This is a genomic window from Pseudoalteromonas phenolica, assembly GCF_001444405.1.
Lineage (GTDB): Bacteria > Pseudomonadota > Gammaproteobacteria > Enterobacterales > Alteromonadaceae > Pseudoalteromonas > Pseudoalteromonas phenolica.
In genome coordinates, this window is the sequence record NZ_CP013187.1 from 1,397,210 (window position 1) to 1,422,644 (window position 25,435).

Below are 25,435 nucleotides of genomic sequence, written 5' to 3' on the forward strand. Positions count from 1 at the left end.
TTTCAGCAAAAACTAAGCCGTTTTGCATATGCAAAACGGCTTGTAAAAATTACTAATATCTAATTTCAAATTTTTGTTGTGTGGAATCTTCTTCAAACTGCCACTGGAATCTGAGAGGTTCAGGGTTTGTATCATAAAGCCAAATCTCAGCGACCAATGCAATGTCTTGTCTACTTAAGACAACTTGTTGTGACAATTCTCCGTTTACTAAAGGCTTTCTCAAAACACAATTTTGGTAGTCTGCTTTACCAGTCTCTGCTACTGCTTGACACACATTTAAATATGCTCTGACATTGCTCGCAGAGATTTTTGCGTCAATAAGTAAATTAACATCAGTTTTCAAAGCAAAACTTTTATCAATAACCAAATCAGACATTATAGTATCTGAGCCGCTATCATCTGAAGCGTCATCATCATCGGAATTAGAGTCATCATTTCCTGAATTTGAATCATCATCTGATCCTGAGTTACCTGAATCTGAACTTGGTGTATCCGGTACTGGTGAAGAACTTTCCCCACCACCGCCACAAGCAGTCAACCCAACAATAATGATTAGCATAAGTATATAATTGTTCATTGTCCTGCTCCTACCTGAATAGTCATATTAGTATTAACCTGGTTATACCAACGTGGTGATGTTGAACCATTACTTGTCGCGAAGTCTGCAAAGTTGCTATAAGCGCGATTTATATCCACTTTTTCATGGGGGTGGCGCCATGGCGCACCGATAGCTAATGCGAAAGGAATACCACTTTCAGTTTGGAAGTAAAGTGACTCTAATGGCGCGCTAGCATCATCGGCATCCGCATCTAATAGAGATAAATTAAAAGCTTCTGTCGGAGATTGGTTTTTCAAATGAATCTCCAAACCTCTATAATTACCATCCGTAATCACATCGCCATGATAATGACCTTCACTCGCAAAAATAAATGGGTCAAGCAGGCTACCGGGAGCTGTCTCAGGCGAAATAGCATTAACAAGAGGGAGGTTGACTGAGAACGTAACTTTCTTATTAACGTCGCAATTCACTTCGGTTCTAAAGTACTGACAACCATTCTGAATATTTACATGATCCCAAATATCGCTTGCAATAACTGCGATAGCTTGTTCGCGATTTGGCTCAATAACCGCCTGATTGATCGTTTTACCATTAATCAAAACAGTTGCATTTTGGGTATCTACCTGATCGGCATTAATAATGTGAGTCAGCCCTGAATCATTGTTTTTTTCGAACAACCTTACTGCAAACCCGTTATGGAAACTTGCGCCGACACCTAAAATTTCTCCTTCAATTCTGTAACTAGTTACCCCTTCAGAAGAAAAGTATTTGGTTGTGCGATAATGCAATACTAGATCATTAAAATCAGAATCACCTAGGTAGGGCCAGCGGTCTTCATATGCCAAAGTGACCCAATCATTTTGGCCAGGGTAACTTTCAGAACCAAATGTTTCAAACTCATAATCTTCTACTTCTCCACCTTGCACAGCACCGTAGGCAGTTAAAGTAACCTCCTGTCCGTCTGTTACTCTGAAGCGTGCCCATGAATTGCCGTTTGCAGCACTCTCAGGCACATCGATTAAGATGCTATTAGCGCCTTGGCTTAAACTCATTTTATCGATGGCTTTTTCATCTTCAGAAAAATTACCGTCTTGATTCCAATCGAACCAGGCATAAAGCGAACTGGCTTGTGACGCGGTCACGATGACTTGTGCAGTTAATCCAGCAGCGAAATCAGTCGCTAAAATAATGCCGTCATCAGAACTGTCTGAATAATCAATAGTCATGTCACTACTAGTATTTATGTTCTCACCGTCAACAGAGTTCCCTAAGTAAATAAGGTTTTCGTTATCTTGGTTCGGATCAAATACATGCCGTGCGCCATTGTTATCAAGTGCACTGCGGTAGGGGAGCGGTGCATCGCCAAAATCCATTGATTCGTCAGTGACTTCCACTTTTGCTATGGCACAACGTGCGCCATCATTTTGTCCTGATTTTGGACCTAGTGTGAAGATTTCAGTGGTCGGGTTATAACCGGACTTATCGTCAGGTACGTTAGTTAGGTCAACCTTGAAAACATTTCCTGATGCATTGTTACTCACGTAGAAAATGATGCTCTCTTTGGTTTCTCCTGTTTCTTCATCATAAACATCTTGCACCCCAAAATAAGCAGCGCCAAATGCACCAGAGTCAGAACCTATATCTAAACGTGTAACAAGCTCTGGAGTGCTGTTTGGTTCGAGAGAAATTTCAAATAAATCACCATCAGACTCCATTGCATATAACTTGTTAGTGATCGGGTGAAATGCAAAATCATAAATAGTGGTTGACCAACTCTCGCTGCCTGGTTGTTTGATTGCAACAAGTGGTGCGTTTAAATCATCGGTTAGCGGAACTTCGAATAAGCCCTTACCTCTGTTGTAGATGAAGTAACTAGATGTACGAGTGTCTAACTCCCCTTCAGCGGGAGTGTCACCCGATACTTTTACATCACCTACAAAAAAATGCACGTTTTCAGGTAAACCAGAAACATTCAATTCAGTTGAATCATAATGAACTGAATCGCCGTCAATTGTTTGTTCAATTCTGACAACTTGTCTGCTCTCTTTTCTGAAGCCATACAAGTATTGATCTTTGAAGTTAAAGCCTACAGCATTAACACTGGCATTATCTTCGACGCCGTTCAATCTTAGAGTACCGGCAATTAAGTTCGTCCTTCCTGAAGCTAGATCGATACCATACATTTTGGCGTTACTATCTTGCATTAAGAAAGCTTGGCTAGGGCAGTTTTCGAATGGGGCGGCGTTAGCTAGTAATGGGACTAACGCAGCGGAGATCAAGCATTTTTTAATCATAATGGCACCCGGAGTATTAGAGTTTACGCTAGTGATGCATGATCAAGTCCAAAATTTAAGTGTATGTTTTTACTTTAGAATACGAAATTTGAATGACGTTCATTTCTGTTTTGCGTAGCATTTTGCAAATCACATATAATGAGATTACTGTGACTCAGATGTAAAAAAGTCTACAATTTTTCCTTTAAGTTCTCCTTGCCAAGGTTTACCTAGGATATCTGTAACAGATGTTTGGCAATATGATAAAAACTTGAGTGCCGTTTTTGGCATGTAACGGTCATTCCTTGCAATAAAATACCAGTGATTAACTAAAGGAAGGCCATCTACAGATAACACCTTTAAGTTCGAATTTTGAAGGTCTAGTACATGCTGAGAAAGCATACCAATTCCCATTCCTGAAGAGATCCCTACCTTAATTGCCTCATTGCTCGAAAGTTGTTGCATGTGAGCGGGTGCAATACTTTTACTTTGCAAAAAACTATCAAACATCATTCTGGTAGCAGAACCTTGTTCACGCATTAAAAAGCGATGTTCAACTAAGTCACTTGCCTTGATATTACTTCGTGAGCTTAAAGCGTGATTTTTGTCAGCAACTAAAACAAGAGGGTTTGCTAAAAAAGGTTCTGCGATGGCATGTTCAAGAGATGGGGGATGACTGAATACATATAGATCATCTAAGCCACGCTCAAAACGTTGGAGTACTTGTTCTCTGTTACCGATTTCAAGGGTAATTTCTATTTCAGGATAGAGTGCCTGAAATGGCCCAATCAGCCTAGGTAAGATATATTGCGCTGTGTTAACCATAGCAATTTTTAAGTGGCCAGAATGCCCGGCCTTAATATCAGTAAGTTGCGCATTAAATTCATCTAAACAGGCAAAAATACGCTGGCAAGATAAATACAGTGCGTTGCCAGCTTCTGTTAATACAAATTTTTGTTGTTTGAAGATGTAAAGTGTTTGTCCTACTGTTTCTTGCAGCTTCTTTAATTGTATTGAAACAGTTGGTTGAGTGAGGTGGAGTTGCCTAGCTGTTTCACTAATAGAACCTGTTTGTACTAATGTCACATAGACCCTCAACAATCTGAAAGTGAGATAACGTTCAATCATATTGATATTTATCTATAGGAGTATTATTTAAGTTTAATTTTTATCAATATTGATAGTCTTTTACAATGCCGCTCGTTAAATTTTAGGAGTGCTTATGCCAGATATCATTGTTATGTTCTTTATTTTGGGACTTGTGGCAGGTTTGTTGCGTTCAGATCTTGCGATCCCAAAAGCTACTTATGACACATTAAGCTTATTGCTTATGCTGACTATAGGTTTAAAAGGCGGCATAGCGCTGCATGGGAATGTGAGTTGGTCATTAGTTCCACAAATGCTCGTTGTTATATCGTTAGGTGCGCTCATCCCTTTGAGCTTATTTCCAATTTTAAGAAAGCTAATAGGGTTGTCTATAGCTAACAGTGCAAGTATTGCAGCTCATTATGGTTCAGTAAGTGCTGGTACTTTTGCGGTTGCATTGGCTTATGCTGAGACAAATCAGTTAGCAGTTGGAGCTGAGGTCACTTTATACTTAGTATTACTTGAATTGCCAGCAATTATTGTTGGTTTATTGTTGTTCAGAAGACTTTCGCAAGATACAAGTTCACAAGTCTCGATGAAAGCTTTGTGGCATGAAGCCCTAACAAATAAAAGTGTGATTTTATTAGTGGGTGGTGTGTTTATAGGGTTAATGTATGGTGAGCAACAAGGTGCACAAGTAACTGGGTTATTGACATCAAGTTTTAAAGTCGTTTTGGCATTATTCTTACTTGAAATGGGTATTACTGCAGCACAAACTCTTCGACCTATGCCATTTAAATACTGGAAATTAGCAATATTTGCTCTCACAGTACCATTTATTTTAGGTACTTTAGGGGTATTTGTTGGTGCCGCACTAGGATTAACTTTAGGCTCCATTGTTGTGCTTGCAAGCATTATGGCCAGCGCATCTTATATTGCTGCACCTGCCGCAATAAAGGCTTCTATCAAAGAAGCTGATATTGGCTTGGCGATGCTCAGTTCACTCGGTCTAACCTTCCCATTAAATGTTGTGATTGGGATAGGCATTTACCATCAGATAGCCTTATGGCATCTTGCATAATTTATAAAGCTGGCATTGCCAGCTTTTTTATTGAAAAATATTAATAGTAATCAATATTATCCCGCAAAAACTAATATATTCTTCTATAATGAATAAAAAATAATTCAAATGGATTTCATATGCACAGGGTGTTGCAATTAATGAAGGTCACTCAAAATGTTCCAACGTTTAAAACTAAACGCCCAATTGAACTTATCTTTTGGTTTAATGATTGCGCTCTTGTGTGTAGTAAGCCTTGTTTCATATTTCGCACTTAGTTCAGGACATACTAATTTCGTTGAATATAGAATGAATGCCCGTGATAGTAATTTATCAGGCCGTATTCAGGCGAATTTACTTATGGTCAGATTGAATGCTTTGAAATACTTAGAAGACCGTAGCAAGAAAAACGTTGAAGAATTTAATGAACGATTTTCTTTACTAAGTGAGCTTATTATTCAAGGGAAGTCACAATTCAAAGACCCTGCTAAAGTACGAGAAATCAACGATATTCAGACAAAGGCAGAACAGTATAAAGATGCTTTTGCAAATGTGGTTAAATTGTTTGAACAGCGTGATCAAATCGTGAGTAATGATTTAGACGCAAATGGCGCAGAAATGCGCAAAAGCATTACTAAGATTATTGATAGAAGCGCTTCAATCAAAAACACTGACTTATTGCATAAGTCTTCTAAATTGCAAGAAGCACTATTATTAGGGCGCTTATATGTCAGTAAGTTTTTGATTAACAATTCAGTAGAAGAATATCAGCGTTCTCTAGATGAATTTGACGAAGTCACAAGAGATGCTGAGAAACTAAAATCAATATTGAGTAATAGCAGTGACATTGCAGCATTTAATGATTTTGAGCGCCGTTCAAAAGTGTATGTAGAAGGTATTAAAAAAGTCCAAGACATCATTATTTCTCGCAATAATATTATTGATAATTCTCTAAACAAAATCGGACCTGAAATAGCCGAAAAGATCGAGAAAATTAAACTCGCAAGTAAAAACCGTCAGGACGAAATTGGTCCCCAGCTGCAGGCAGATAGTGAATCTGCAATCGTAACGATCATTGTATTCTCATTGATTGTTATCGCTGTTGGGCTATTTCTGAGCTATTTTATTTCTAATTTAATCCGCAAACCGATCGGCGGTGAACCTGCTGAAATGGAAAAAATAGTTCAAGCAGTCTCTCAAGGTGACCTAACTTACCGTTTTCAGAATACTGGCAATGAAACTGGCATTTATCTAGCTATGCGTGAAATGGTCGATAAGCTTAACGCTATGATAGCGCAAGTGATGCAATCAACAACACAAGTTACAAATACTTCAAAAGAGCTAAATCAGATAACGACACAATCAAAAATAGGTGCAGAGCAACAGACTGATCAATTAACACAAACTGCCACTGCAATGAATCAAATGGCAGCTACAGTGAACGAAATTACACAAAGTGCTCAAATGGCTGCAGATTCAGCTTTGAATGCCGATAATGATGCAGTATCAGGTAAAGCGGTTGTGCAAGCGACGCAACAAGCAATGGCAGAGCTAGTGGAAACTATGCTCAATGTTAGTCAAACGATTGAAAATTTAGAGGCTGAAACGGAATCAGTTGGGTCTATTCTTGATGTTATTAGAGGAATAGCAGATCAAACTAATTTGCTTGCTTTAAACGCGGCGATTGAGGCTGCGCGTGCAGGAGAGCAGGGTAGAGGGTTTGCTGTTGTTGCTGATGAAGTAAGATCATTAGCAAGTCGTACCCAGCAAAGCACTGAAGAAATACAAGTAATGATTTCGAAACTTCAAAACGAAGCGAAACGTTCGGTTGATTCTATGCGAGCAAATATGCAAGGGGTAGAGCAAACGGCTGAAAAAACGGCAAAAACAGAGCAAGTTTTAGAAACGATTTCACACTCTGTTGGCACAATTAAAGATATGAATGTGCAAATAGCAAGCGCATCAGAAGAGCAAAATGTAGTGAGTCAGCAGATCAGTGACAGTGTACAAAGTGTGAATGAAAAAGCGCACGATACAATGGAAGGTGCTGATCAAGCTTCTCAAATTGCAGATAATTTATCCCACTTAGCGAGTGAGTTAGATAATATTGTTAAACAATTTAGAGTTCGTTAGTAACTGAGTTTAAATCTTTTTTATCCAGTCATAACGCAGTATCTCAGCTATGCTATTAATAAATGCATACTTTGAGGTGCTGTTATGATGTATGGGGTCGATAAAATAAATGCCTTCGCTTTAGCCATGTTGAACCAAGCTGAGTTAGAAGATTTACTTTGGTCTATTGCTCAAGGCGTTGGCGAAATCATGGAGTTTGATGATTGCGTCATTTATTTACGTAATGGTGATAAGTTGGTGCAAATGGCGGCATTTGGCATCAAAAACCCCAAAGATCGAGAGATCTTCGAGCGTATAGAAATTTCAGTTGGTGAGGGAATTGTTGGTAACGTAGCCTTAACAGGTGAGGCTGAAATTATCTCAGACACCCGAGAGGATGCTCGTTATATTAACGACCAATATAATGGTTTATCAGAGTTGGCGGTACCTGTAGTCTATGAAGGTGAAACTATCGCTGTTATTGACTCTGAATCAAATAAGCCCAACGACTACTCTGAATTTGAGCAAGCTTTACTTCAAGTGATTGCAAATATTGCATCCCCACGTATTGCATCAGCACAATATCAACTAAAGCTTAAACAAACGCAAGTTCGTTTAGAAAAAAGCAACCAAGAGTTGAAGCATAGCTTAAATGAATTAGCGAAAAACCAAGCTGCATTGATACAATCTGAAAAAATGGCCTCTGTCGGTGTATTATCTGCAGGGATTGCCCATGAAATTAATACTCCTCTAGGTTTTTCAATTAGCAACCTCAACACAGTTTTAAAAGATTTTCTGCCTGAACTCACCCAAGTAATTCGGCGTGTCAAATTAGATCCAGATTTACCGGTTTCGAGCCGAGCCTTGCTTGATGATGAAGAGTTTAACTATGTGTTAGATGATTTGTCTTCACTGACGCAAGAAACGTTAAATGGCCTAAAATCAGCAAAACAGATAATGCTAGATCTAAAACGTTTTTCACGAGAAGACTCTGATATTTTTATTCTCTCAGATATTAATCAAGGTATTGAATCGACACTTAATATTTTACGAAATGAGCTTAAAACGGATTGTGAAGTTAGCTTGGACCTACAGCCTTTACCAGGTATAGCGGTCAATATTGGAAAGTTAAATCAAGTGTTTATGAACTTAATAATGAATGCAAAGCAGGCCATTTCAGAGCGGGGAGAAATATTCATAAGTTCCAAGTTTATTGATGATTGCATAGAAATAAAAGTTGGTGATACGGGATGCGGTATTCCTAAGTCACAGTTAAAAGATATTTTTACGCCCTTTTATACCACTAAACCTGTAGGAGAAGGGACAGGACTTGGCTTAGCAATTTGTTATCGCATCATCTGCCAAGAGCATAATGGTAAATTAAGCGTAGAGTCTGATAAACATGGAACAGTATTTACGATTTTGCTTCCAGCGAAACAGGAAATTGAACAAACAGCTTAAAGTTGCTTACTTTTGGCTTTTAGTAGGACTTATAAGTGTATCTAGCGTGGCTCATACCACGCAGTATGTTAATTTTAAATTCTAGTTTTGGCTTTAAGTCAGCGTATATTCAATCAATTGAATAACCTGTTCAGTCGTTGTTGCCCAAGCTTGTGCAGAACCGTCGACCTCTTTAAGAGGGTGAGTTAAAGATTCATCATGCAGAGTAATATAAGGCTTTGACAAAGCAGCACAAAAGCCAGCATCAAATGCGGCGTTCCATTGTCTGTATTTATCTCCAAAACGAATTATTGCAAGGTCACAGCTTTTAATCGCGTTCTGAATTTTTATGGCGTTTACTTTGGCTGATTTATGATCTCGCCAGAACGGATTTGCTTCCTCTCCGAGGCAATCACCTGCTGCATCACTACTCTCATGATCAGTATTTGCAGAAATAAACGTAACGGGTAGCTGTTTGTTTTTACAGCCATCAATAATTTGTTCACGCCAATCAGTGTGAATTTCGCCCGATAAATAAACTTTCACAATTGCTCCTTAAGGTTATTTTATCTATGAAATCATACATTGCCCTATGCCACTGTTTGAGAATATGTGTTGAGGCTATGTTTTAAATGTACCAGTAAATACAGACCATTGAAGTAAGTTATCTTACCTTTTTCTATCAAGTCAATATACAAACAAATAATGAAAATTAGCGGTTATTCTGGAGGGGGTGAAGAGAGTGAACTAGATTCACTCTCTTTTCTTACATATTTGATTAGCTTAGACACCAGTTACCCATGAAGGAAGGTGATTAAGTGCGATGGTTTCGAGGGTTTTATCAAAACCCGTAATGACCATGAGTGCTAAAATGAGTAATAGCAGACCTAAAAGTTTCTTAAGCTTTTCAACGTTACTAAATACATTTGGACGTAGTTTTTGTAAAACACTGCTAGATATAATACTCGTAATAATCAGTGCGCTCGCCGTACCTAAACCGAATAAGAACAATACAGAGCTTGCCATTAATATATCTTGTCCAAGTGATGCTAAAGCAATGGCGGTTCCGAGTGTTGGACCGACGCAAGGTAACCATACTAGACCAAGCATCATACCAATCATAAATTGACTAAAAACGCCATCTTGTTCACTTTGGTGCGTTTGTTGCTCAGGTGTCAACTTAGTGAGCACCAATGATAACCAGTTAGCTACTTTTGGGATGAGTAAACTGACCCCCATAAGCACTAACATAGCTGCACCAAACCAGCGTAAGACTTCTGGCGACAGTCCAAGACTAAATAAAATAAAGGTGAGTACACCGCCAGCAAGTGCAAAAGCAACGCTTAATCCTAAAGCTAAAGCAAATTGCCCTTTCTTACCGTTATTTGAAGACGAAGCCATCACAATGGGCACAAGTGGCCACACGCATGGTGAGAGTATGCTTAGCACACCAGCCATTAATGCTAATGGCAAAGAGACAAATTCAATACCCATGATTAAAACTTAAATGCGCTATTCAGTTTTTCTTCAATAACATTGAAACGGGTTTCGGCAACAGAGTACCAAAATTGCTTGTCACCTTTGTATAACAATAATGTTGACTGTCTAGGTGCTCTAAATTTCTTAACCCATTGCTTATCATTGTCATAATCAACTACTAGAACATGAAACTTCTTTTCTGGATTTTGCTCATGGTACTGTTGGAAAAGTTTTTGCTGCTTCTTACAAGTCGGACACCAAGGGGCATAAACATCAATCATAATGACTGCCCCTTTATTCTGTAGTTCAGCAAATAATGTTTCATTAAAAGGTTGTTTTTCAAATGCTGAGGCAGAAAACGCCATGAATAAACTTATGATGCTGGTAATAACGTACTTCATTTTACTCTCTCTAAAAGACTGATTGATTGCTCTAGTAGAGAGAGGAAAGTGATTTTTTATTTCAAAAAAATATAAAAAAATTTCTCATCTATGATTTGGTTATAAAATTGAGTTGCTATTTGGTGTTATTCAAATTCAAAGGAGCTATCGTGAAAGTTCAGAAATATCTTCAATTAAATCATCAATTTCAGACAATAGATGCTGCTTTTGATTGTCAGTTAAACTGAGATAAATACCATATAAAAAATCATGGTAACTTTGACGATTTTGTTCGTTTAACTTGTTTAGCTCGTCGCTACGAAATGATTCAGGGTTTAGTAACAGCGATTTAAGTTTGTCTTTATCTTTACTCTCAGAAACAATATTTAATAACACTGTTTTGAGAGAGGCTTGATAACTTGCTCGATAATCTGACCAAAGATCTGATGTTGGCGATTGAGCAAGGTACAGTGATTTGACCATTTTATTCTGTGACGAAGTGATATAGCCTAACCAATTTTCTAGTGAATTCTCCGTGCGAGTAAACCAACGTTTTTGGCGTTTTTCATCACTGAGTTTTGCACGCTTCTCTTGTTTTTCTTTTTCTTGCTCTGCCAGTTCTTCGAACAGATTATTTACTTGTTTTTCAGTTAAGCTGGGCGCTAAAGCGACTAGGTCGGGTACAATCTCTGCACGTACAGAATGCCAATGCGCAACGGCTTTATCGTTATGGTAGGCAATACGCGCTGGGGTGATGTTTCCTTGTTCTATGTCTTCTCTGATTTGTTTTAAATGGGCGATATAAGCAGGCAATTCGTTGCTTTTATGCCAATCAAGCCAAGTTTTTAGGTGCTCATCAAGTAGGTCTTCTTGGGCATCGTTTAATGACACATAATCGTCAACATACCAATAAGCTAACCAGTCCGCATTCTTATAAGCAAACTTAGTCGAGCAGCCTGTTAACAGTATGAATAATAAGAGTAAGTAATGCTTTTTCATAAGTTTTCCTTTCTGAGCTTACGTAACTTTACGGTGTTAATTCTGTTTTAGATTAATTAAAGCTGTCGTTGCTTCTTTTCTAACTTGGATAACTCAATATTGATTTCATCAGTTAAAAATCTATTTTTTGTTCTAGATTTAATGTCTAGCAATGCTTTTTTATAGGCAATATCTAAGGCGTTGTCTGCGACTGTGTTTATATCAGGTTGAACGCCCACACCTTCCCAGTTTTTTTGTGTGATAGGGTTAATTGCCATTGAAGTCGGAACGGCTACTCGATGAGATGCACCTACTTCGAACCATTGCCAAGGGTTTGCACTGCCTTTGGTTTTTTCTCCGATTAAGGTTGCGCGTTTTAAGTGTTTAAAGTTGTAAGCGAATTCTTCTGCGGCAGAAAATGTCTTTTTACTGGTTAGAATATAAACGGGAACGTCTTGTTTAAAAATGGTAGGCACTTTATCAAACGTCCAAAACTCAACTTTTGAGTCAGAGGGTCGTGAATAAAAGGTATTTAAATGCACTTTTCCTTCCAGAAAATAACTACTGATTAACTGCACCATTTCTGCGCTACCTCCACCATTATTTCTTAAATCTATGATGATGGCTTGGCTATCAGATAACAGCTGCATAACCGCAGTGACTCGTTCTCGTGATTTATCATTGACGGAGTCGAATCCCCAAAAATTAATATAGCCAACACCGCCTGTTAAGTTTTCAACAGAGTTAAAGCCAGAGTTGCTCCTTGATAAGCGGCTAAACCAGCTTTCTTTAGCAGGTTGTTTGCTCGTTTGGTCAGGCTTTTCTTGAAAAGAAAAATGCGCATCATGCTTCTCTAATGTTTTTGTTATTAGGGAAATAAATTTTTCGTCTGAAAGAGGCGAATACACCTCAGGGGAAAGCTTGGATAAGCTGTTGTTGATACACACTACCTTACTAACATCAACATAGTTTTTTGCTATTCGTTCTTTTAGTTCAACGATAAGTGCGGCTCTGTCTATATCGATATTGCTGGCTTTTGCCGACAAACTCATAAGCAAAAGCGTTATTGTTAAGAAGCTCTTCATTCTAAATCCTTTTTACTATTTCGTATTCAGACTTTGAGCTAGCTTATTTGTTCATTTTTTTGCTTAAAAGTTGATAAAGTTCAACAAACGCGTGGCTAGATTGGTTATAATGCCGCCAGTTCTTAAGGTTTTATTTTCGCAATATGGCAATTTCTTCTAAACGTGGACATGGGCGTTTTTCTACAACGCTTTTAGAAAATAATATAATCAGTGCAAAGCTTTGTGGTAGCTTCAACGAAAGAGGTTGCTTTAATTATACCGAATCGGTAAGAAACATCGTTAAAATATTGAATGGTGAGCCGTTTGCTATGTTAATTGATGACTTAGAGCTCGAGGGAGGTACGCCTGAAGCATATGACACTTTGCAAACCTACAATGTTTGGCTCAATACTCAGCCGATTATTGCTAAAGCATTTATCGTCAATGACAGAATGACGAAACACATCATATTACAGCGCTCTCCAGCTTTACTTGAGCAAAATATTGCTTTTTTCGATACCCATGATAAAGCACAAGCTTGGCTATCACAGCAGTTATTACAGAAGTGTGGGTAGAAGCATTAATTAAGCAGATTGTTTATCGCAATTACCCAACTCTCTTGTTCCGCCAAAACAAATTCATACTGTTTACCCGTGTTTAAAGTGACCCTCATCGCTTGCTCTGAAATCGGCATAAATCCCGCGCCTTTGGCTAAACACAGCTCTACTTGACTTACTTCAGATAAAGCAATCTTTAAAACCCCTAAAGATAAAGATTTGCTTGCAGGTTTAAAGCTTAAACCTTGCTCATTTAAAGACAGTTGCCCGTCAGAACGCATCGCACCGATTTGAATAGTTGCATGGCTTGTAAGGGGAGCAGTCATCTTATTCCTTTTCTGAAAATCATTTTAAAAATTTAGTAATTAGCTTAGCTGATCGTTTGAATACAAACCAGAGACAATAATACCAACGATTGAGATAGAGTATTGAATTAATCGTATTGGTATAGAGCAGCTAGTTCAATATATGAATTACTTAATACCAATCCTCAATAATACTTAATCATTTTGAGGGACTAAAACTGACGCTATCGACAAGTTTTCATTGCTTCAAAATAGATCACTTAATTAAGAGGACTGGTATAAAAAGTGAAAGCAGGTTTCTGCATTTGGTGAAAATACTGTGATGCACAGAAAGATATGATTTTTGGTTTACTAGTTGATAGAGAATTGAGAACGACTATTTTTAGGCACAAAAAAAGCAGACTATGTCTGCTTTTTTTCAGAGTATTTTAATTAAAAATTAAAGTACTACGATGTTCTCAGCTTGAGGACCTTTTTGACCTTGAGTTACAGTGAACTCAACTTTTTGGCCTTCAACTAGAGTTTTGAAACCGTCGCCAGAAATTGCACTAAAGTGTGCAAATACGTCTGCGCCAGACTCTTGAGCGATGAAACCAAAACCTTTAGATTCGTTGAACCACTTAACTGTACCAGTTACTTTAGACATAATCATATCCTAAAAAATATATTGTAAAAATGTGCCCGAAGGCGGTATTGCTTGGAAAATAAAACTTGAACTTAAAGCTTCAGGACGAGTATTACGAGTAGTACAACGAAATGTAGATTTTAAATTTAGACTTTCTTTCTAGCTGATGCGCACTTTATAGGCAATGATTGAGTAAGTCCAGTTATTTCTTAAAAATTTTTCTTGAGTGGATGGTAACTAGACAGCAACTGGACAGCTCAGAGTATCTGAAATATGATAACTGTATTGATATACAGTTGTTGTTTGTTATGAAAGCCCTACCTGAAAAGTATTACTTGTCACATTTCAATGAATTAATGAATTTCTTGCGCTCGACAAGTATGCATCTATTCACTGATAAACAACGGCAGCAATTAGAAAAATTGTCTGTATTAAATGAGTCGGCGCTGTGTTTGTTACTGCGTATCGTAAATAGAAAAAGTGAGTTTGTTTTTAAAGAGCACTTAAACTACGACGAAATAACAGATGTTGAGCGGGCTCTCAATGAGCTACTTGATGCTGAGCTAGTTAAGTTTGCAACTCATAAACCACCTCATGAGTTAATAAAGGAGCTGAAAAAACAAGATCTTCAGCAAGTATGTATTAATTCAAACCTAGAGAACACGCCGGTTAAATCAGCCAAAAAGCAAGCTTGGGTAGAGGCACTTCTACAGCAAGCACAAAGTATTCATGTACAGCAGTGCTCGGTGTTTAATCGTTATGTGTATTCTGATTTTAAGCCTATTTTTGAGCTCTGCTTGTTCATTTATTTTGGCAAATTGGGTGGCACGCTTTCGCAGTTTTCCATGCGCGATCTGGGTGTTTTAAATGTTCATGAGAAAACGAATACACAAATAAACGCCCATTTTGACGAGCAAGAAGAAGCACAAACCGCTTTTTATTTCTCTAAATTACTACAGTCTTTAAAAACATTGAGTGATGATGAAAAACTGACATTGGCACACACCCTTGCAAGTTCTGATTTTCTCCAACCAACAGGTTTCCAAGCCGAATCTAAATACAACACACTGACTTATAAACTCGCCGTGTTTTGTCTGCCTGAGCATTCACAGCTTGCTACACAATTAATGACGCTTAGCGGTCATGTCAGTGCACAAGAAAAGTTAGTGAGAACTTTATATGCTCAGGGGGATATAGAGGCTTGCAAGCAAAAACTTGACGATATTATTGAACACTCAGCAGACGAAGGCTTATTAATCTTCGCCGAAGATTTCTCAAGAAGAAAGTTTGGTGCTGAGCGCACTTCAATTTTAACAAATATGCTCAGAAGTGCAGGGGAGGCTATCCCATTAGATGAAGCATTTGTTGGCTCGCCAGAGCAGGGGCTGATAGATAACTATGCTCGCCAAGGGATCACCGCGATTCATTGCGAGAATGCGATTTGGCGTGCACTATTTTGTTTAACATTTTGGCCCGAACTTTATGAACACGAACTCAGTGGATTAGGTAATGAATTTTCTCGATTACCTAAACCAATCAAAGAAAATATTTTTTACGACATATTTGAAGCAAATATTGAAAAACGTTTATCTAGTTTTTCGAGTAGTCAAGACTTATGCACTTGGTTGCTAAAACAAACCACAGCCCATTACGGCAAGCCCAACGGTTTTATTGCTTGGTACGAGAGCTTGTTTGATGAGCTCTCACTATTAGTAAAGTATGCGTCCATTGATGCGCTTTGTGCGCACCTTCGAGCCATGGCAAAAAATTACAAAGGTCTAAAAGATGGCTATCCAGATCTTATTTGTGTTAAAGGCGCCGACCTGTTTTGTGTCGAAGTAAAAGCACCGGGTGACAGTTTAAGACGCAATCAACTGGTGACCATGAACCAGTTATTAAAAGCAGGCTTTGATGTCTCGATTAAAAAAATCGAATGGCAAATTGATCCCGCCCAGCCTTATGTGATCATCGACGTAGAAACCACTGGGGGTAAAAAAGAATATGAACGAATTACCGAAGTGGCGATGGTTAAAGTCATTGGTGAAGAGATTGTTGAGCATTGGAGTTCATTAGTTAATCCGAACAAACACATACCAAAATACATTACCGAATTAACAGGCATTGATAATCAAATGGTTCGCGATGCGCCTGAGTTTGTTGATATTGCCGAACATATAGCATCATTTACAAAGGGCTGTATTTTTGTTGCTCATAACGTGAATTTTGATATGGGGTTTATTCGCGCTGAGTTTGCACGCTGTGGCATGTATTATAAACGGGCTAAGTTATGTACCGTGTCACTCGGCCGCAAGTTTATTCCGGGGCATAAATCATATTCTTTGGGCAATATATGCAGAGATTTAGGTATTAGCCTTGTCGGGCATCACCGCGCATTAAATGATGCGATGGCGACCGCTGAGTTGTTCATTAAGATTAATAAATCTCGTATAACTTAGCGACTTTTAATGTATCGAGTACATTTGCATTTTAAGTATCAGCTAGATGCCAAGTCTCATCTAGCTGAGCATGTTATTAGACTTAACGTTCACCCTGAACTTCGAATTCATCTTCAATAAGACGCGCTTTGCCATCTGCTTCAATACGCCATAGTTCACGATGCACAACACCAAATGCTTTATTCATGGTCCATTTTGAAGTCAAAATGAAGCTCGTATCATCAAATTTGCGCCACTCTACATTAGTATATTCAACATCTCGGAAGCCTTGATCAATAATGCCTTGCCAGAATGACTCTATCATTTGCCTGCCTTCAAAGGTGCCAAATGGTCGCGCTTGCATAACAGCATTATCATTATATTGCTCAGCACAGCCTTTAGCGTCTTGGTTGTTGAAGGCTTTTTGCCATGTTGCGATCCCTTCTTTGCATGCCTCTAGTACTTGTTGCTCGGTCACTTCTAGTCTCTCTTTTACATCAATATTTGTGAGGCTAGATTAACGAACTGAAAAGTTTTTAAAAACAGATATAATAGAAAAAACTGTTTTTCTATACAGAACAATAAAATGAAACGTTTAAAACAAATGATGATTTTTGCCGCGATAGTTGAAGCTGGATCTATCTCCGCAGCAGGAGAGCAACTATCACTCTCAAAGTCAGTGATCAGCCAAAACTTAAAAGACCTTGAGCATGCGCTTGGGGTTATTTTGTTAAAACGTACAACGCGAAAGTTGTCTCTCACAGATGCGGGAAATCGGTTTTATTTGCAATGCAAAGAAATCAATCTGATTGCCAGTAATGCATGGGAACAGGCTCAAACTTTTCTAAATGAACCTAAAGGGCGAGTAAGGATCACAGCGCCAAATGCTTTGATGGAAACTTTAGTGACACCAGTGATTGCTGAGCTGATAAAGCGCTACCCAGACCTGAAACCTGAATTGATAAACGCCGATGAGCAGTTAGACTTTATGGAGCATGATATTGACTTGGCAATTAGAGTTGGCCGGTCTTCTGACAGCAGTCTAACGCAAAAGCGCATTGGCTCATTCAAAGATGTACTTTGTGGTATGCCAGAGTTTGCTGGTCAGCAATTAGGCTCGATACCCTATATTGCCAATGTGTGGCAAGGTAAAAAGGTTTCGCACACCTTTGTGAAAGAGAATAAAGAAGTGCAGCAATTCTCTACAGAGGCACAATGTATAACGAACTCGTTTTACTCATGTATATCATTGCTTAAAGCGGGTGCGGGCATTGGAGTTGTGCCTGATTTTTATTTGTCTAAATTTGCCGATGAGCTGGTGGCTGTAAATTCTGAATTAATCCTGCCTAGTAACCCTGTTTTCGCAATGCATCCTTATGGCAAAAATCAACCATTGAATGTCAGAGTGTGTACTGAAGCGATAACAGAGCAACTAACAAAATTAGTTGCTCAAAGTAACAATTAAGCTTGATAAAGCTCAAAGAATGATACTTGATCAGGCTTACTGAGCGCCTTAGGGCGCATTGCTTGTACTTTTTCTTTCGCTTCAGCTTTGCTGTAGCCCAGCTCAACGAGCAATATGGCTATCATTAAACCTGTGCGACCAGAGCCGCCTTTACAATGTACAGCGACAGTTGCCGATGTATTCAGTAAAGTCAGCAGCGCTGATTTTTGCTTATGCCAAGCATCAAAAAATCGTTCATCAGGTCCTTTATCATCAGAAATAGGTAATTGAAACCAAGTGATGTCTTGGTTAGCACAGACTTCACCGAGCGTAGAGGCATTATTCTCTTCAAGCTCTTCATCTGACATCAGCGTCACAATGGCACTGGCACCAGCCGCTTTTAATTGCGTTACAGAGTCGACTAAATTCGCGTCTTTGATTCCTGGGCAAGGCGTGAACAAAAAACTAATGTCGTTTTTTACGGTTAATTTATCAAATGGATGTAAAGACATAATTTTTCCTATCTAGAGTTATGGGCAACAGGCAGAAACACGGGCTGGTCTGTCACCCATTTCATTTAAGCGCGCCAAGTCATTTGCTAAAAATTCAGGGTTATTCTCCGTGGTGCTGCTCAACACAGTTTTAGCCCACTCTGGGAGTTCGCTGTTAATGCTGTAAAAGACCCATTGACCCTGACGCTTGTCGGTAAGTAATCCGCATTTTCTGAGCTGAGCTAAGTGACGCGATATTTTGGGCTGGCTTTCTTCAAGTGCTGCCATTAATTCACAAACACACAGCTCTTGCTCTTTCTCTATAAGAAGCAAGCTTTTCAAGCGAGTTTCATCGGCAAGACATTTATAAAATTGTACAGGTTCCATAATTTTCCTAAGCCTTGGATAGCAAGCTTTAACTCGTTCGCTTAATTAAGAGGATTGGTATAAAAAGCTTACTAAAACAAAGTGCGCTCTTGTTTGAGCGAAAATTGAATATATGAAAAATCATATATTCAATTGTGTTTTCCAGCAAGATTTTACTGATAAATGCAGTCAGTTTATGTCTGCATGGAATGAAATGAGCTCAAAAACTCAAGTGCGAACAGTTCCAATTGCTTTTAATTGATAAATAAGTAGATGAAAATGAATGATATTTAAATTATTGTATATTGAATCCAATTTTAAGGGCGACCTATGGAACCAGACTATATGCATTACACTTACAGGGAATTACTTGAGGCCTTAGAAGGCATTGATAAAGAAGCGTACCCAGAGCGGGTTAAAACATTGGAGTTACGACTTAAAACTTGGTCTGAAGAAACGGTTCTTACAGCAAAGCGGCCAAATAACAATCTGATAGGGAGCGTTACTATATTCATTTCCATGGCATATTGCACATGGATACTGTTCACGGAAGGATTAGTCAAAGCTAAACTTTTTTTTGCGCCTTTTATCTTGGTTGCAACACCTTTTATTTATTTTCAGCAAAGGCGTAAGTATCAGCGACATAAAGACGACTATTTACGACTTGATAAACAAGGCCTAAGACTAACGCTTGCTGAAACTGAGCACTTTCTAATTTGGTCAAATGTTCGCAGTGTAATTTGTTCAGTGAATAAGTCTCATCAGGCTTATTTCTTTGAAGCAGATAACAGTCAACATTCATGTTCTTTTGAAGCGCGCGAATTCGAGATAGATGAAGACGCAGTCTTTGATTTTATTTCCCAGCAAGCAAAAAAGCATAACTTTGTCATGAAATCCGATTAGTGCAGGTGTCTCATGGCTTATTAAGACGCGAATAAGTTTATTGGTGCCATATTGGCACTAATGTTTTTAAGAATTGCGTATTTTTCTGCACAGATATTCTCCGTACGATCACATTAATCACTTTTATCGGAGAATGTCATGAACAAACTTAGCTATACACTTAGCGCAGTTGCTTTAGCCTTAGTGCTGAGTGGCTGTGGTCAATCGAATGCACAACAAGGCCAACAACCGCCGCCATTAACTATTGATGTGGCTAACGTCCAATTAGAAGAAGTTCAGTCTTGGCATACGTTCACGACTCGCTTAGAAGCCCCTGAACGTGTTGTTCTTAAACCACGCGTTTCTGGTCAGCTTAAAAGCATGGCATTCAAAGAAGGTGAGCGCGTAGAAAAGGGTCAATTACTTTTTAGTATTGACCCTCGTCCATTTTCAACTCAGGTTGAAAGCTTGAAAGCACAACTTGTAAGTGCAGAAGCAGCATTAAGCCAAGCGCAAGGCGAAGCGGAGCGCGCACAACGTTTGGTTGCTAAAAATGCCATGTCGACAGAGCAAGCAGATCAACGCGACGCGACTTTGCGTCGTGCCATCGCAAACAAAAATGCCATTGCTGCACAGCTTGAAAAAGCGCAATTAGACCTAGAGTTTAGCCAAGTAACTGCGCCTATCAGCGGCGTTATTTCTCGTGCAGATGTCACGCAAGGTAACTATGTGAGTGCGGGCGATACAGCCCTTACAACCATTGTTTCTGATGACTTAGTTTATGCGTATTTTGATGTAGACGAACGCACTTGGAGCAAGCAGTTTGCTGGCATGAATGCAGATACTGGCGTGATGGTGCAATTACAACGTATCAATAGCCAACAGCCAATTGCAGGTAAAGTCGACTTTATTGATAACGAAATCAACCCAACAACTGGTACGTTGCGTGTTCGTGCAGTTTTTGACGCGCAAGCGCATAACTTAAAGCCGGGTGCCTTTGCACGTATTTCAATGGCTGCACAAACGCCAAAAACTTTGGCAATTGTACCGGAGCGCGCAATTGGTACTGATCTCAAGAACCGCTTTGTTTTAACCGTCGATGAAAATAACACCTTGCAATATCGCTTGGTTGAGCTTGGTGAGCGCTACGGGGCGTATCGTGCCATTAAAAGTGGTTTAGTACGTGGCGACCGCATTGCAGTCAATGGTCCTGCACGCGTTGGTCCGGGTATGCCAATTACACCGAATAAGGTGGCATTTAATTTTGAGAATACTCAGTTTGTTCTTAAGTCTACAAATACCTCAAGTGATTTATTAGTTAGCGCAGCGAAGTAGAGAGTATTATGAACTTTTCACACTTTTTTATCTCAAGGCCCATATTCGCGGCCATGCTCTCTCTGATCTTCGTGATCACTGGAGCAATTTCATTGTTTCAGCTACCAGTAAGTGAGTATCCAGAAGTGGTACCACCTACGGTTGTGGTAAACGCAACGTATCCGGGTGCCAACCCAAAAGTTATCTCACAAACAGTTGCAACGCCCCTTGAGCAAGAGCTAAATGGCTTAGAGAATATGCTTTATCACTCTTCTCAAGCTACCAGTGATGGCCGTTTGACGTTAACTGTGACATTTGCACTGGGGACTGATCTTGACCAAGCGCAAGTACAGGTTCAAAACCGTGTAAATAACGCTTTGCCGCGTTTACCACAGGAAGTGCAACGTTTAGGTGTGACGGCACAAAAGTCGTCACCAAACTTGGCGATGGTGGTGCACTTGGTTTCACCTGATGGCGCTCAAGATACCGCTTATATGGCCAACTATGCTGATATTTATATCAAAGATGAGCTTAAGCGTTTACCGGGTGTGGGTGACTTACAGCTATTTGGTGGCTCAAAATATTCAATGCGTGTGTGGTTAAATCCAGATGCATTAGCGGCTCGTAACCTCACAGCGACAGATGTAATGGGCGCTTTGCGTACGCAAAACCAACAAGTGGCTGCGGGTTCTTTAGGTGCACAACCTTCGCCTGAAGAAAACCAATTTCAAATTCTGTTAAACGTTAAAGGGCGTTTAGAAAGCATCGAAGAATTTGAGCAAGTCATTATCAAAGTGGGTGAAAACGGTCAGCTTACGCGTCTTAAAGACATCGCTAAAATTGAACTGGGCCAAGAGAACTACGCATTGCGAGCTATGCTAGATAACCAGCCAGCACTCGCGATGCCGGTATTTCAGCGCCCTGGCTCAAACGCAATTCAGCTGTCGGATGATGTGCGTGAAACTATGGCGCGTTTGCAGCAAGATTTTCCTGCAGGCATGACGTATGAAATTGCTTATGACCCAACAGTTTTCGTACGCGGCTCAATCGATGCCGTGATTGCAACCCTGGCTGAAGCGATTCTATTGGTTGTTGTGGTCGTAGTGTTGTTCTTACAAACTTGGCGCGCCTCTATTATTCCTCTAATTGCTGTGCCAGTTTCATTGGTTGGTACTTTTGCCATCATGCAATTACTAGGTGTGTCTATTAATACCTTGTCGCTGTTTGGTCTTGTGTTGGCAATCGGTATTGTTGTGGATGATGCCATTGTTGTTGTTGAAAACGTTGAGCGTAATATTGCCGATGGTCATAGCCCATTTGAGGCCACAAAAATCGCGATGAGTGAAGTAACAGGCCCAATTATCGCGATTGCGTTTGTACTGTGTGCGGTATTCATCCCTACGGCGTTTATTACCGGTCTTTCAGGACAATTTTATAAGCAGTTTGCATTAACCATTACTATTTCAACACTTATTTCAGCGTTTAACTCATTAACGTTATCACCTGCATTGTCGGCAATTTTATTAAAGCCACATGATGCACCACAAGATAAGCTGACAAAACTGCTGAACGCGTTATTCGGTACTTGGTTATTCAAACCATTCAACCGCTTATTCGATAAAGGCGCACAAGGCTACGAAAAAGTTGTGAAAAAGCTGATCCGTATGAGTGTGGTTGTCGGTGTGGTGTATCTTGCTTTAGTTGGCTCAACAATTGGCTTATTTAACTCTGTACCGGGTGGCTTTATTCCTCAGCAAGACAAGCAATATTTAGTTGCAGTGGCACAACTGCCTGATGCGGCAAGTCTTGATAGAACTGAAGAAGTTATTAAGCAAATGCAAGAGATTGCCTTGGAAGTACCGGGCGTTGCGCATACGGTTGCTTTCCCTGGTTTATCGGTAAATGGCTTCACCAACAGCACCAATAGCGGCATTGTCTTCACGCCACTGGATGATTTTAGCGAACGTAATGACCCTAGCTTGTCAGCCTTTGCCATTGCCATGCAATTAAACCAACGTTTTGCTGCCATTGATGAAGCGTTTGTGGCTGTATTCCCACCACCGCCAATTCTGGGTTTAGGCACAACGGGTGGCTTTAAGCTTCAAATTGAAGACAGAAGTAACCAAGGGTTTGAAGCGCTGTTTGCTGCACTGCAAGCAACCATTGGCGCTGCACAAAAAGATCCAGCACTCATGGGCTTATATTCAAGCTTTAGAATTCAAGTACCGCAAATGGACATTAACATTGACCGTGAGCAAGCGCTAATTCAAGGCATTCCGTTAGACGAAGTATTCAACGCACTGCAAGTCTATTTGGGTTCTGCATACGTGAATGATTTCAATATGTTTGGCCGTACTTATCAAGTAAAAGCGCAAGCTGAAGCGAAGTTTAGGTCGAAGAAAGAGCAGATCAACAACTTAAAAGTGCGCAATGCTGCAGGTCTCATGGTTCCTCTAGGTTCTGTTGTGACTGTAGAAGAAACCACAGGTCCTGATCGTGTGATGCACTATAACGGTTATGTTACCGCTGAATTGAACGGCAGCCCTGCACCGGGTTATAGCTCAGATCAAGCGCAACAAGCGATTGAAGCGGTACTGGCGAAAACACTGCCAGAAGGGATCACCTATGAGTGGACTGAGGTGACGTATCAACAGATCTTAGCGGGTAATACTATGGTGTATGTATTCCCACTGGTGGTTGTATTGGTCTTCATGGTATTGGCAGCGCAATATGAAAGCTTACGTTTACCGTTGTCGATTATTTTAATTGTACCAATGACGATTTTCTCAGCGCTAGCAGGTGTATACATGCTCGGTGGCGATAATAATATCTTTACGCAAATTGCTTTGATTGTACTGGTTGCGCTGGCTTCTAAGAATGCAATCTTAATGGTCGAATTTGCCAGAGATAAGCATTTACAAGGTGCAACGCATCTAGAGGCGATTATTGAAGCGTGTCGTTTACGTCTTCGTCCAATACTGATGACATCAATTGCCTTTACGGCAGGTGTAGTACCTCTGGTACTGGCATCAGGTGCAGGGGCTGAAATGCGTCAAGCAATGGGTAATGCTGTATTCTTCGGCATGATTGGTGTAACGGTATTTGGCTTGTTATTCACGCCAGTATTCTATCGTCTAGTAACGGCTAAGGAGCAATAAAATGCGCGTATTTAAAATGACGTTATCGGGCATTGCTCTGGCTGTGTTGGCAGGATGTGCAAGTGCCCCAAATATTGACCAAGCACAGCAAACGTCGCAATCTTTCAGCAATGCGTTAAGCACACATGTGTTGTTATCTGAAGTGGCGAAACAAAGCGAACAAAATTGGTGGCAGCAACTGAACATCGCTGAGTTAGACCAATTTGTGGTTGATGTATTGGACAAAAACCAAAACTTAAAAGCATCGTCGGCGCGTTTGCGCGCCGCCCTTGCTGGGTTATCAGTGCAGCAACGCGCAAACCTGCCGCAAGGTGGCTTAGCGGTATCTGGTAACCGCTCTAATACGCCTAGTAGCACAAATCCAAATGCAGATGTTGTGAGTTCAGCAACCGCGGGTGGTAACGTGAATTGGCAACTGGACTTATCGGGTCGCATTGCTGCACTTACTTCAGCGGCAGAAGCGGTTGCAGTTGATAGCCAAGCGCAATATCAGCAGTTACTGACTGAGCTAGTTAGCACGTCTGTTCGTAGCTTTTTACAATGGCAGAACTTACAACAGCAACATGCATTAACCCTTAACCAATTAAAAGCACTCGAAGACTCGATGGAGATCATTCAAGTGCGTATTGAAGAGGGCATAGCGACTGAGCTTGAGTTAAACAGAACACGTGTGCAGTACTTTGAGCTTAAGCAGCGATTACCTCAAATTGGTGTTGAGCTTGCCCAAGTTGAGCAAATTCTAAGTGCACTAACCGATAAACGTGCCGATGAACTTAGTTTCACTGTGTTGAGTCAAACAGACTACGATGCACTTAATTTAACAGTGAATGTGCAATCGGCAGATGACGCACTCATGCAGCGCGGTGATATTCGTTCAGCGATGGCCAAGGTACATCAACAAGGTTATTTGGCACAAAGTGCAGAGCGTGCGCTTTATCCTGATATTAGCCTATCGGCCTTTGCTGGCGTATTAAATATGCCGGGTATGAACTTCAATAATACCCAATCGAATTGGCAAGTTACGCCAAGCATTAATTGGTCTTTATTCAGTTACCCGCAGTTATTAGCTCAACTTGACGCTCAAACTGCATTGTCAGAAGCAAGCTATCACAGTTATAAGCAAACTTTGACCGATGCATTGTCGCAAACCGAACTGTCTTTGCGTGCGTTGCAACATGCTCAGCAGCAATTTGCACTCTCTACGCAAACTGTAAAAGCCGCGCGTGCTGCCTATCAACAAGCTGAGGCGGGGTATCAAGAAGGGCAATTAGCCTACCTTGATTTACTTGCAGCAAGACAAGATGTACTCAGTGCTGAGCGCAGCCAAGTGTTGAGCCGCAACCATTGGTTAAGTGCTTCTGTTGCAGCGTATAGCGAATTGAGCGGTGGCTGGTCATCACAATTAGTATCTAACCTTTAAAAGAGGA

General features: G+C 40.1%; 23 protein-coding genes. 10 read left to right on the forward strand and 13 right to left on the reverse strand.

The window, feature by feature from the left end:
* Positions 1 to 52: 52 nt before the first annotated feature.
* From PP2015_RS06170 to PP2015_RS06180, 3 genes are all read right to left on the reverse strand, one after another.
* Complete coding sequence (locus PP2015_RS06170; protein ID WP_058029439.1) at positions 53 to 577, reverse strand: hypothetical protein; 525 nt, start codon at positions 575 to 577, stop codon at positions 53 to 55.
* On the reverse strand, positions 574 to 2,853 hold the full coding sequence (locus PP2015_RS06175; RefSeq protein WP_083496533.1) for an LruC domain-containing protein: 2,280 nt from the start codon (positions 2,851 to 2,853) through the stop codon (positions 574 to 576). The genes PP2015_RS06170 and PP2015_RS06175 overlap by 4 nt, the downstream gene beginning before the upstream one ends.
* 144 nt (positions 2,854 to 2,997) lie before the next feature.
* On the reverse strand, positions 2,998 to 3,960 hold the full coding sequence (locus tag PP2015_RS06180; RefSeq protein ID WP_058029440.1) for a LysR family transcriptional regulator: 963 nt from the start codon (positions 3,958 to 3,960) through the stop codon (positions 2,998 to 3,000).
* 94 nt (positions 3,961 to 4,054) lie between these two features.
* Here PP2015_RS06180 and PP2015_RS06185 point away from each other — a divergent pair, with 94 nt between their 5' ends.
* The 3 genes from PP2015_RS06185 to PP2015_RS06195 all read left to right on the forward strand — a co-directional run bounded on the left by PP2015_RS06185 (position 4,055) and on the right by PP2015_RS06195 (position 8,551).
* Entirely contained in the window at positions 4,055 to 4,999 is a 945-nt protein-coding gene (locus tag PP2015_RS06185; RefSeq protein ID WP_058029441.1) for a sodium-dependent bicarbonate transport family permease, read from the forward strand.
* Between the two features lie 156 nt (positions 5,000 to 5,155).
* The gene (locus PP2015_RS06190) at positions 5,156 to 7,111 is read left to right on the forward strand and encodes a HAMP domain-containing methyl-accepting chemotaxis protein (protein ID WP_058029442.1); all 1,956 of its coding nucleotides are present in this window, start codon (positions 5,156 to 5,158) and stop codon (positions 7,109 to 7,111) included.
* 84 nt (positions 7,112 to 7,195) lie between these two features.
* On the forward strand, positions 7,196 to 8,551 hold the full coding sequence (locus tag PP2015_RS06195; RefSeq protein WP_058029443.1) for a sensor histidine kinase: 1,356 nt from the start codon (positions 7,196 to 7,198) through the stop codon (positions 8,549 to 8,551).
* A gap of 93 nt (positions 8,552 to 8,644) precedes the next feature.
* On the opposite strand, the gene PP2015_RS06200 is transcribed toward PP2015_RS06195, so the two are convergent.
* The 5 genes from PP2015_RS06200 to PP2015_RS06220 form a co-directional block, all read right to left on the reverse strand.
* Positions 8,645 to 9,076: a YtoQ family protein gene (locus PP2015_RS06200; RefSeq protein ID WP_058029444.1), complete on the reverse strand. Its 432-nt coding sequence runs from the start codon at positions 9,074 to 9,076 to the stop codon at positions 8,645 to 8,647.
* 237 nt (positions 9,077 to 9,313) lie between these two features.
* Positions 9,314 to 10,024 carry a cytochrome c biogenesis CcdA family protein gene (locus PP2015_RS06205; RefSeq protein ID WP_058029445.1) on the reverse strand — a complete coding sequence of 237 codons (711 nt, stop codon included), beginning with the start codon at positions 10,022 to 10,024 and terminating at the stop codon, positions 9,314 to 9,316.
* A 2-nt stretch (positions 10,025 to 10,026) separates the two neighbouring features.
* Positions 10,027 to 10,410 (reverse strand): thioredoxin family protein, encoded by a 384-nt coding sequence (locus tag PP2015_RS06210; protein ID WP_058029446.1) that lies wholly within the window; start codon positions 10,408 to 10,410, stop codon positions 10,027 to 10,029.
* A gap of 144 nt (positions 10,411 to 10,554) precedes the next feature.
* Positions 10,555 to 11,388 carry a DUF6279 family lipoprotein gene (locus PP2015_RS06215; RefSeq protein ID WP_058029447.1) on the reverse strand — a complete coding sequence of 278 codons (834 nt, stop codon included), beginning with the start codon at positions 11,386 to 11,388 and terminating at the stop codon, positions 10,555 to 10,557.
* 56 nt (positions 11,389 to 11,444) lie between these two features.
* Positions 11,445 to 12,452 carry a S41 family peptidase gene (locus PP2015_RS06220; protein WP_058029448.1) on the reverse strand — a complete coding sequence of 336 codons (1,008 nt, stop codon included), beginning with the start codon at positions 12,450 to 12,452 and terminating at the stop codon, positions 11,445 to 11,447.
* 143 nt (positions 12,453 to 12,595) lie between these two features.
* Between PP2015_RS06220 and PP2015_RS06225 the strand changes: the two genes are divergently transcribed.
* Positions 12,596 to 13,006, forward strand: a complete 411-nt coding sequence (locus tag PP2015_RS06225) for a hypothetical protein (RefSeq protein ID WP_058029449.1) — start codon at positions 12,596 to 12,598, stop codon at positions 13,004 to 13,006.
* Positions 13,007 to 13,011: 5 nt separating this feature from the next.
* Here PP2015_RS06225 and PP2015_RS06230 read toward each other — a convergent pair whose 3' ends face one another.
* Positions 13,012 to 13,314, reverse strand: coding sequence for a hypothetical protein (locus tag PP2015_RS06230; protein ID WP_058029450.1), 303 nt, complete (start codon positions 13,312 to 13,314; stop codon positions 13,012 to 13,014).
* A 418-nt stretch (positions 13,315 to 13,732) separates the two neighbouring features.
* Positions 13,733 to 13,939: a transcription antiterminator/RNA stability regulator CspE gene (cspE, locus tag PP2015_RS06235; RefSeq protein ID WP_058029451.1), complete on the reverse strand. Its 207-nt coding sequence runs from the start codon at positions 13,937 to 13,939 to the stop codon at positions 13,733 to 13,735.
* A 167-nt stretch (positions 13,940 to 14,106) separates the two neighbouring features.
* Here cspE and PP2015_RS06240 point away from each other — a divergent pair, with 167 nt between their 5' ends.
* Positions 14,107 to 16,374 (forward strand): exonuclease domain-containing protein, encoded by a 2,268-nt coding sequence (locus PP2015_RS06240; protein WP_058029452.1) that lies wholly within the window; start codon positions 14,107 to 14,109, stop codon positions 16,372 to 16,374.
* An 82-nt stretch (positions 16,375 to 16,456) separates the two neighbouring features.
* Here the strand turns inward: PP2015_RS06240 and PP2015_RS06245 are convergent, their stop codons facing one another.
* Positions 16,457 to 16,831, reverse strand: a complete 375-nt coding sequence (locus PP2015_RS06245) for a YybH family protein (protein WP_058029453.1) — start codon at positions 16,829 to 16,831, stop codon at positions 16,457 to 16,459.
* Positions 16,832 to 16,939: 108 nt separating this feature from the next.
* Here PP2015_RS06245 and PP2015_RS06250 point away from each other — a divergent pair, with 108 nt between their 5' ends.
* Positions 16,940 to 17,818, forward strand: a complete 879-nt coding sequence (locus PP2015_RS06250) for a LysR family transcriptional regulator (protein WP_058029454.1) — start codon at positions 16,940 to 16,942, stop codon at positions 17,816 to 17,818.
* Here PP2015_RS06250 and PP2015_RS06255 read toward each other — a convergent pair.
* Together PP2015_RS06255 and PP2015_RS06260 are read right to left on the reverse strand one after the other, a co-directional pair.
* A complete protein-coding gene (locus tag PP2015_RS06255) occupies positions 17,815 to 18,309 on the reverse strand; it encodes a phosphatase domain-containing protein (protein WP_058029455.1) in 495 nt (164 codons plus the stop codon). The two genes, PP2015_RS06250 and PP2015_RS06255, sit on opposite strands and share 4 nt — an antisense overlap.
* Positions 18,310 to 18,327: 18 nt before the next feature.
* Positions 18,328 to 18,675 carry a metalloregulator ArsR/SmtB family transcription factor gene (locus PP2015_RS06260; protein ID WP_058029456.1) on the reverse strand — a complete coding sequence of 116 codons (348 nt, stop codon included), beginning with the start codon at positions 18,673 to 18,675 and terminating at the stop codon, positions 18,328 to 18,330.
* A 309-nt stretch (positions 18,676 to 18,984) separates the two neighbouring features.
* Here PP2015_RS06260 and PP2015_RS06265 point away from each other — a divergent pair, with 309 nt between their 5' ends.
* From PP2015_RS06265 to PP2015_RS06280, 4 genes are all read left to right on the forward strand, one after another.
* Positions 18,985 to 19,557, forward strand: a complete 573-nt coding sequence (locus PP2015_RS06265; protein WP_058029457.1) for a hypothetical protein — start codon at positions 18,985 to 18,987, stop codon at positions 19,555 to 19,557.
* A gap of 138 nt (positions 19,558 to 19,695) precedes the next feature.
* Positions 19,696 to 20,871: an efflux RND transporter periplasmic adaptor subunit gene (locus PP2015_RS06270; RefSeq protein WP_058029458.1), complete on the forward strand. Its 1,176-nt coding sequence runs from the start codon at positions 19,696 to 19,698 to the stop codon at positions 20,869 to 20,871.
* 8 nt (positions 20,872 to 20,879) lie between these two features.
* Positions 20,880 to 24,008: an efflux RND transporter permease subunit gene (locus PP2015_RS06275; RefSeq protein ID WP_058029459.1), complete on the forward strand. Its 3,129-nt coding sequence runs from the start codon at positions 20,880 to 20,882 to the stop codon at positions 24,006 to 24,008.
* A 1-nt stretch (position 24,009) separates the two neighbouring features.
* Entirely contained in the window at positions 24,010 to 25,428 is a 1,419-nt protein-coding gene (locus PP2015_RS06280) for a TolC family protein (RefSeq protein WP_058029460.1), read from the forward strand.
* Positions 25,429 to 25,435 lie beyond the last annotated feature (7 nt).

Bases quoted from the DNA above. Each gene is read 5' to 3' on its own strand.
- PP2015_RS06255 (WP_058029455.1), bottom strand. From the start codon at position 18,309: ATGTCTTTACATCCATTTGATAAATTAACCGTAAAAAACGACATTAGT.
- PP2015_RS06265 (WP_058029457.1), top strand. From the start codon at position 18,985: ATGGAACCAGACTATATGCATTACACTTACAGGGAATTACTTGAGGCC.
- PP2015_RS06175 (WP_083496533.1), bottom strand. From the start codon at position 2,853: ATGATTAAAAAATGCTTGATCTCCGCTGCGTTAGTCCCATTACTAGCT.
- PP2015_RS06195 (WP_058029443.1), top strand. From the start codon at position 7,196: ATGATGTATGGGGTCGATAAAATAAATGCCTTCGCTTTAGCCATGTTG.
- PP2015_RS06180 (WP_058029440.1), bottom strand. From the start codon at position 3,960: ATGATTGAACGTTATCTCACTTTCAGATTGTTGAGGGTCTATGTGACA.
- PP2015_RS06170 (WP_058029439.1), bottom strand. From the start codon at position 577: ATGAACAATTATATACTTATGCTAATCATTATTGTTGGGTTGACTGCT.
- PP2015_RS06260 (WP_058029456.1), bottom strand. From the start codon at position 18,675: ATGGAACCTGTACAATTTTATAAATGTCTTGCCGATGAAACTCGCTTG.
- PP2015_RS06225 (WP_058029449.1), top strand. From the start codon at position 12,596: ATGGCAATTTCTTCTAAACGTGGACATGGGCGTTTTTCTACAACGCTT.
- PP2015_RS06250 (WP_058029454.1), top strand. From the start codon at position 16,940: ATGAAACGTTTAAAACAAATGATGATTTTTGCCGCGATAGTTGAAGCT.
- PP2015_RS06205 (WP_058029445.1), bottom strand. From the start codon at position 10,024: ATGGGTATTGAATTTGTCTCTTTGCCATTAGCATTAATGGCTGGTGTG.
- PP2015_RS06190 (WP_058029442.1), top strand. From the start codon at position 5,156: ATGTTCCAACGTTTAAAACTAAACGCCCAATTGAACTTATCTTTTGGT.
- PP2015_RS06210 (WP_058029446.1), bottom strand. From the start codon at position 10,410: ATGAAGTACGTTATTACCAGCATCATAAGTTTATTCATGGCGTTTTCT.
- PP2015_RS06185 (WP_058029441.1), top strand. From the start codon at position 4,055: ATGCCAGATATCATTGTTATGTTCTTTATTTTGGGACTTGTGGCAGGT.
- PP2015_RS06280 (WP_058029460.1), top strand. From the start codon at position 24,010: ATGCGCGTATTTAAAATGACGTTATCGGGCATTGCTCTGGCTGTGTTG.
- PP2015_RS06270 (WP_058029458.1), top strand. From the start codon at position 19,696: ATGAACAAACTTAGCTATACACTTAGCGCAGTTGCTTTAGCCTTAGTG.
- PP2015_RS06220 (WP_058029448.1), bottom strand. From the start codon at position 12,452: ATGAAGAGCTTCTTAACAATAACGCTTTTGCTTATGAGTTTGTCGGCA.
- PP2015_RS06215 (WP_058029447.1), bottom strand. From the start codon at position 11,388: ATGAAAAAGCATTACTTACTCTTATTATTCATACTGTTAACAGGCTGC.
- cspE (WP_058029451.1), bottom strand. From the start codon at position 13,939: ATGTCTAAAGTAACTGGTACAGTTAAGTGGTTCAACGAATCTAAAGGT.
- PP2015_RS06230 (WP_058029450.1), bottom strand. From the start codon at position 13,314: ATGACTGCTCCCCTTACAAGCCATGCAACTATTCAAATCGGTGCGATG.
- PP2015_RS06275 (WP_058029459.1), top strand. From the start codon at position 20,880: ATGAACTTTTCACACTTTTTTATCTCAAGGCCCATATTCGCGGCCATG.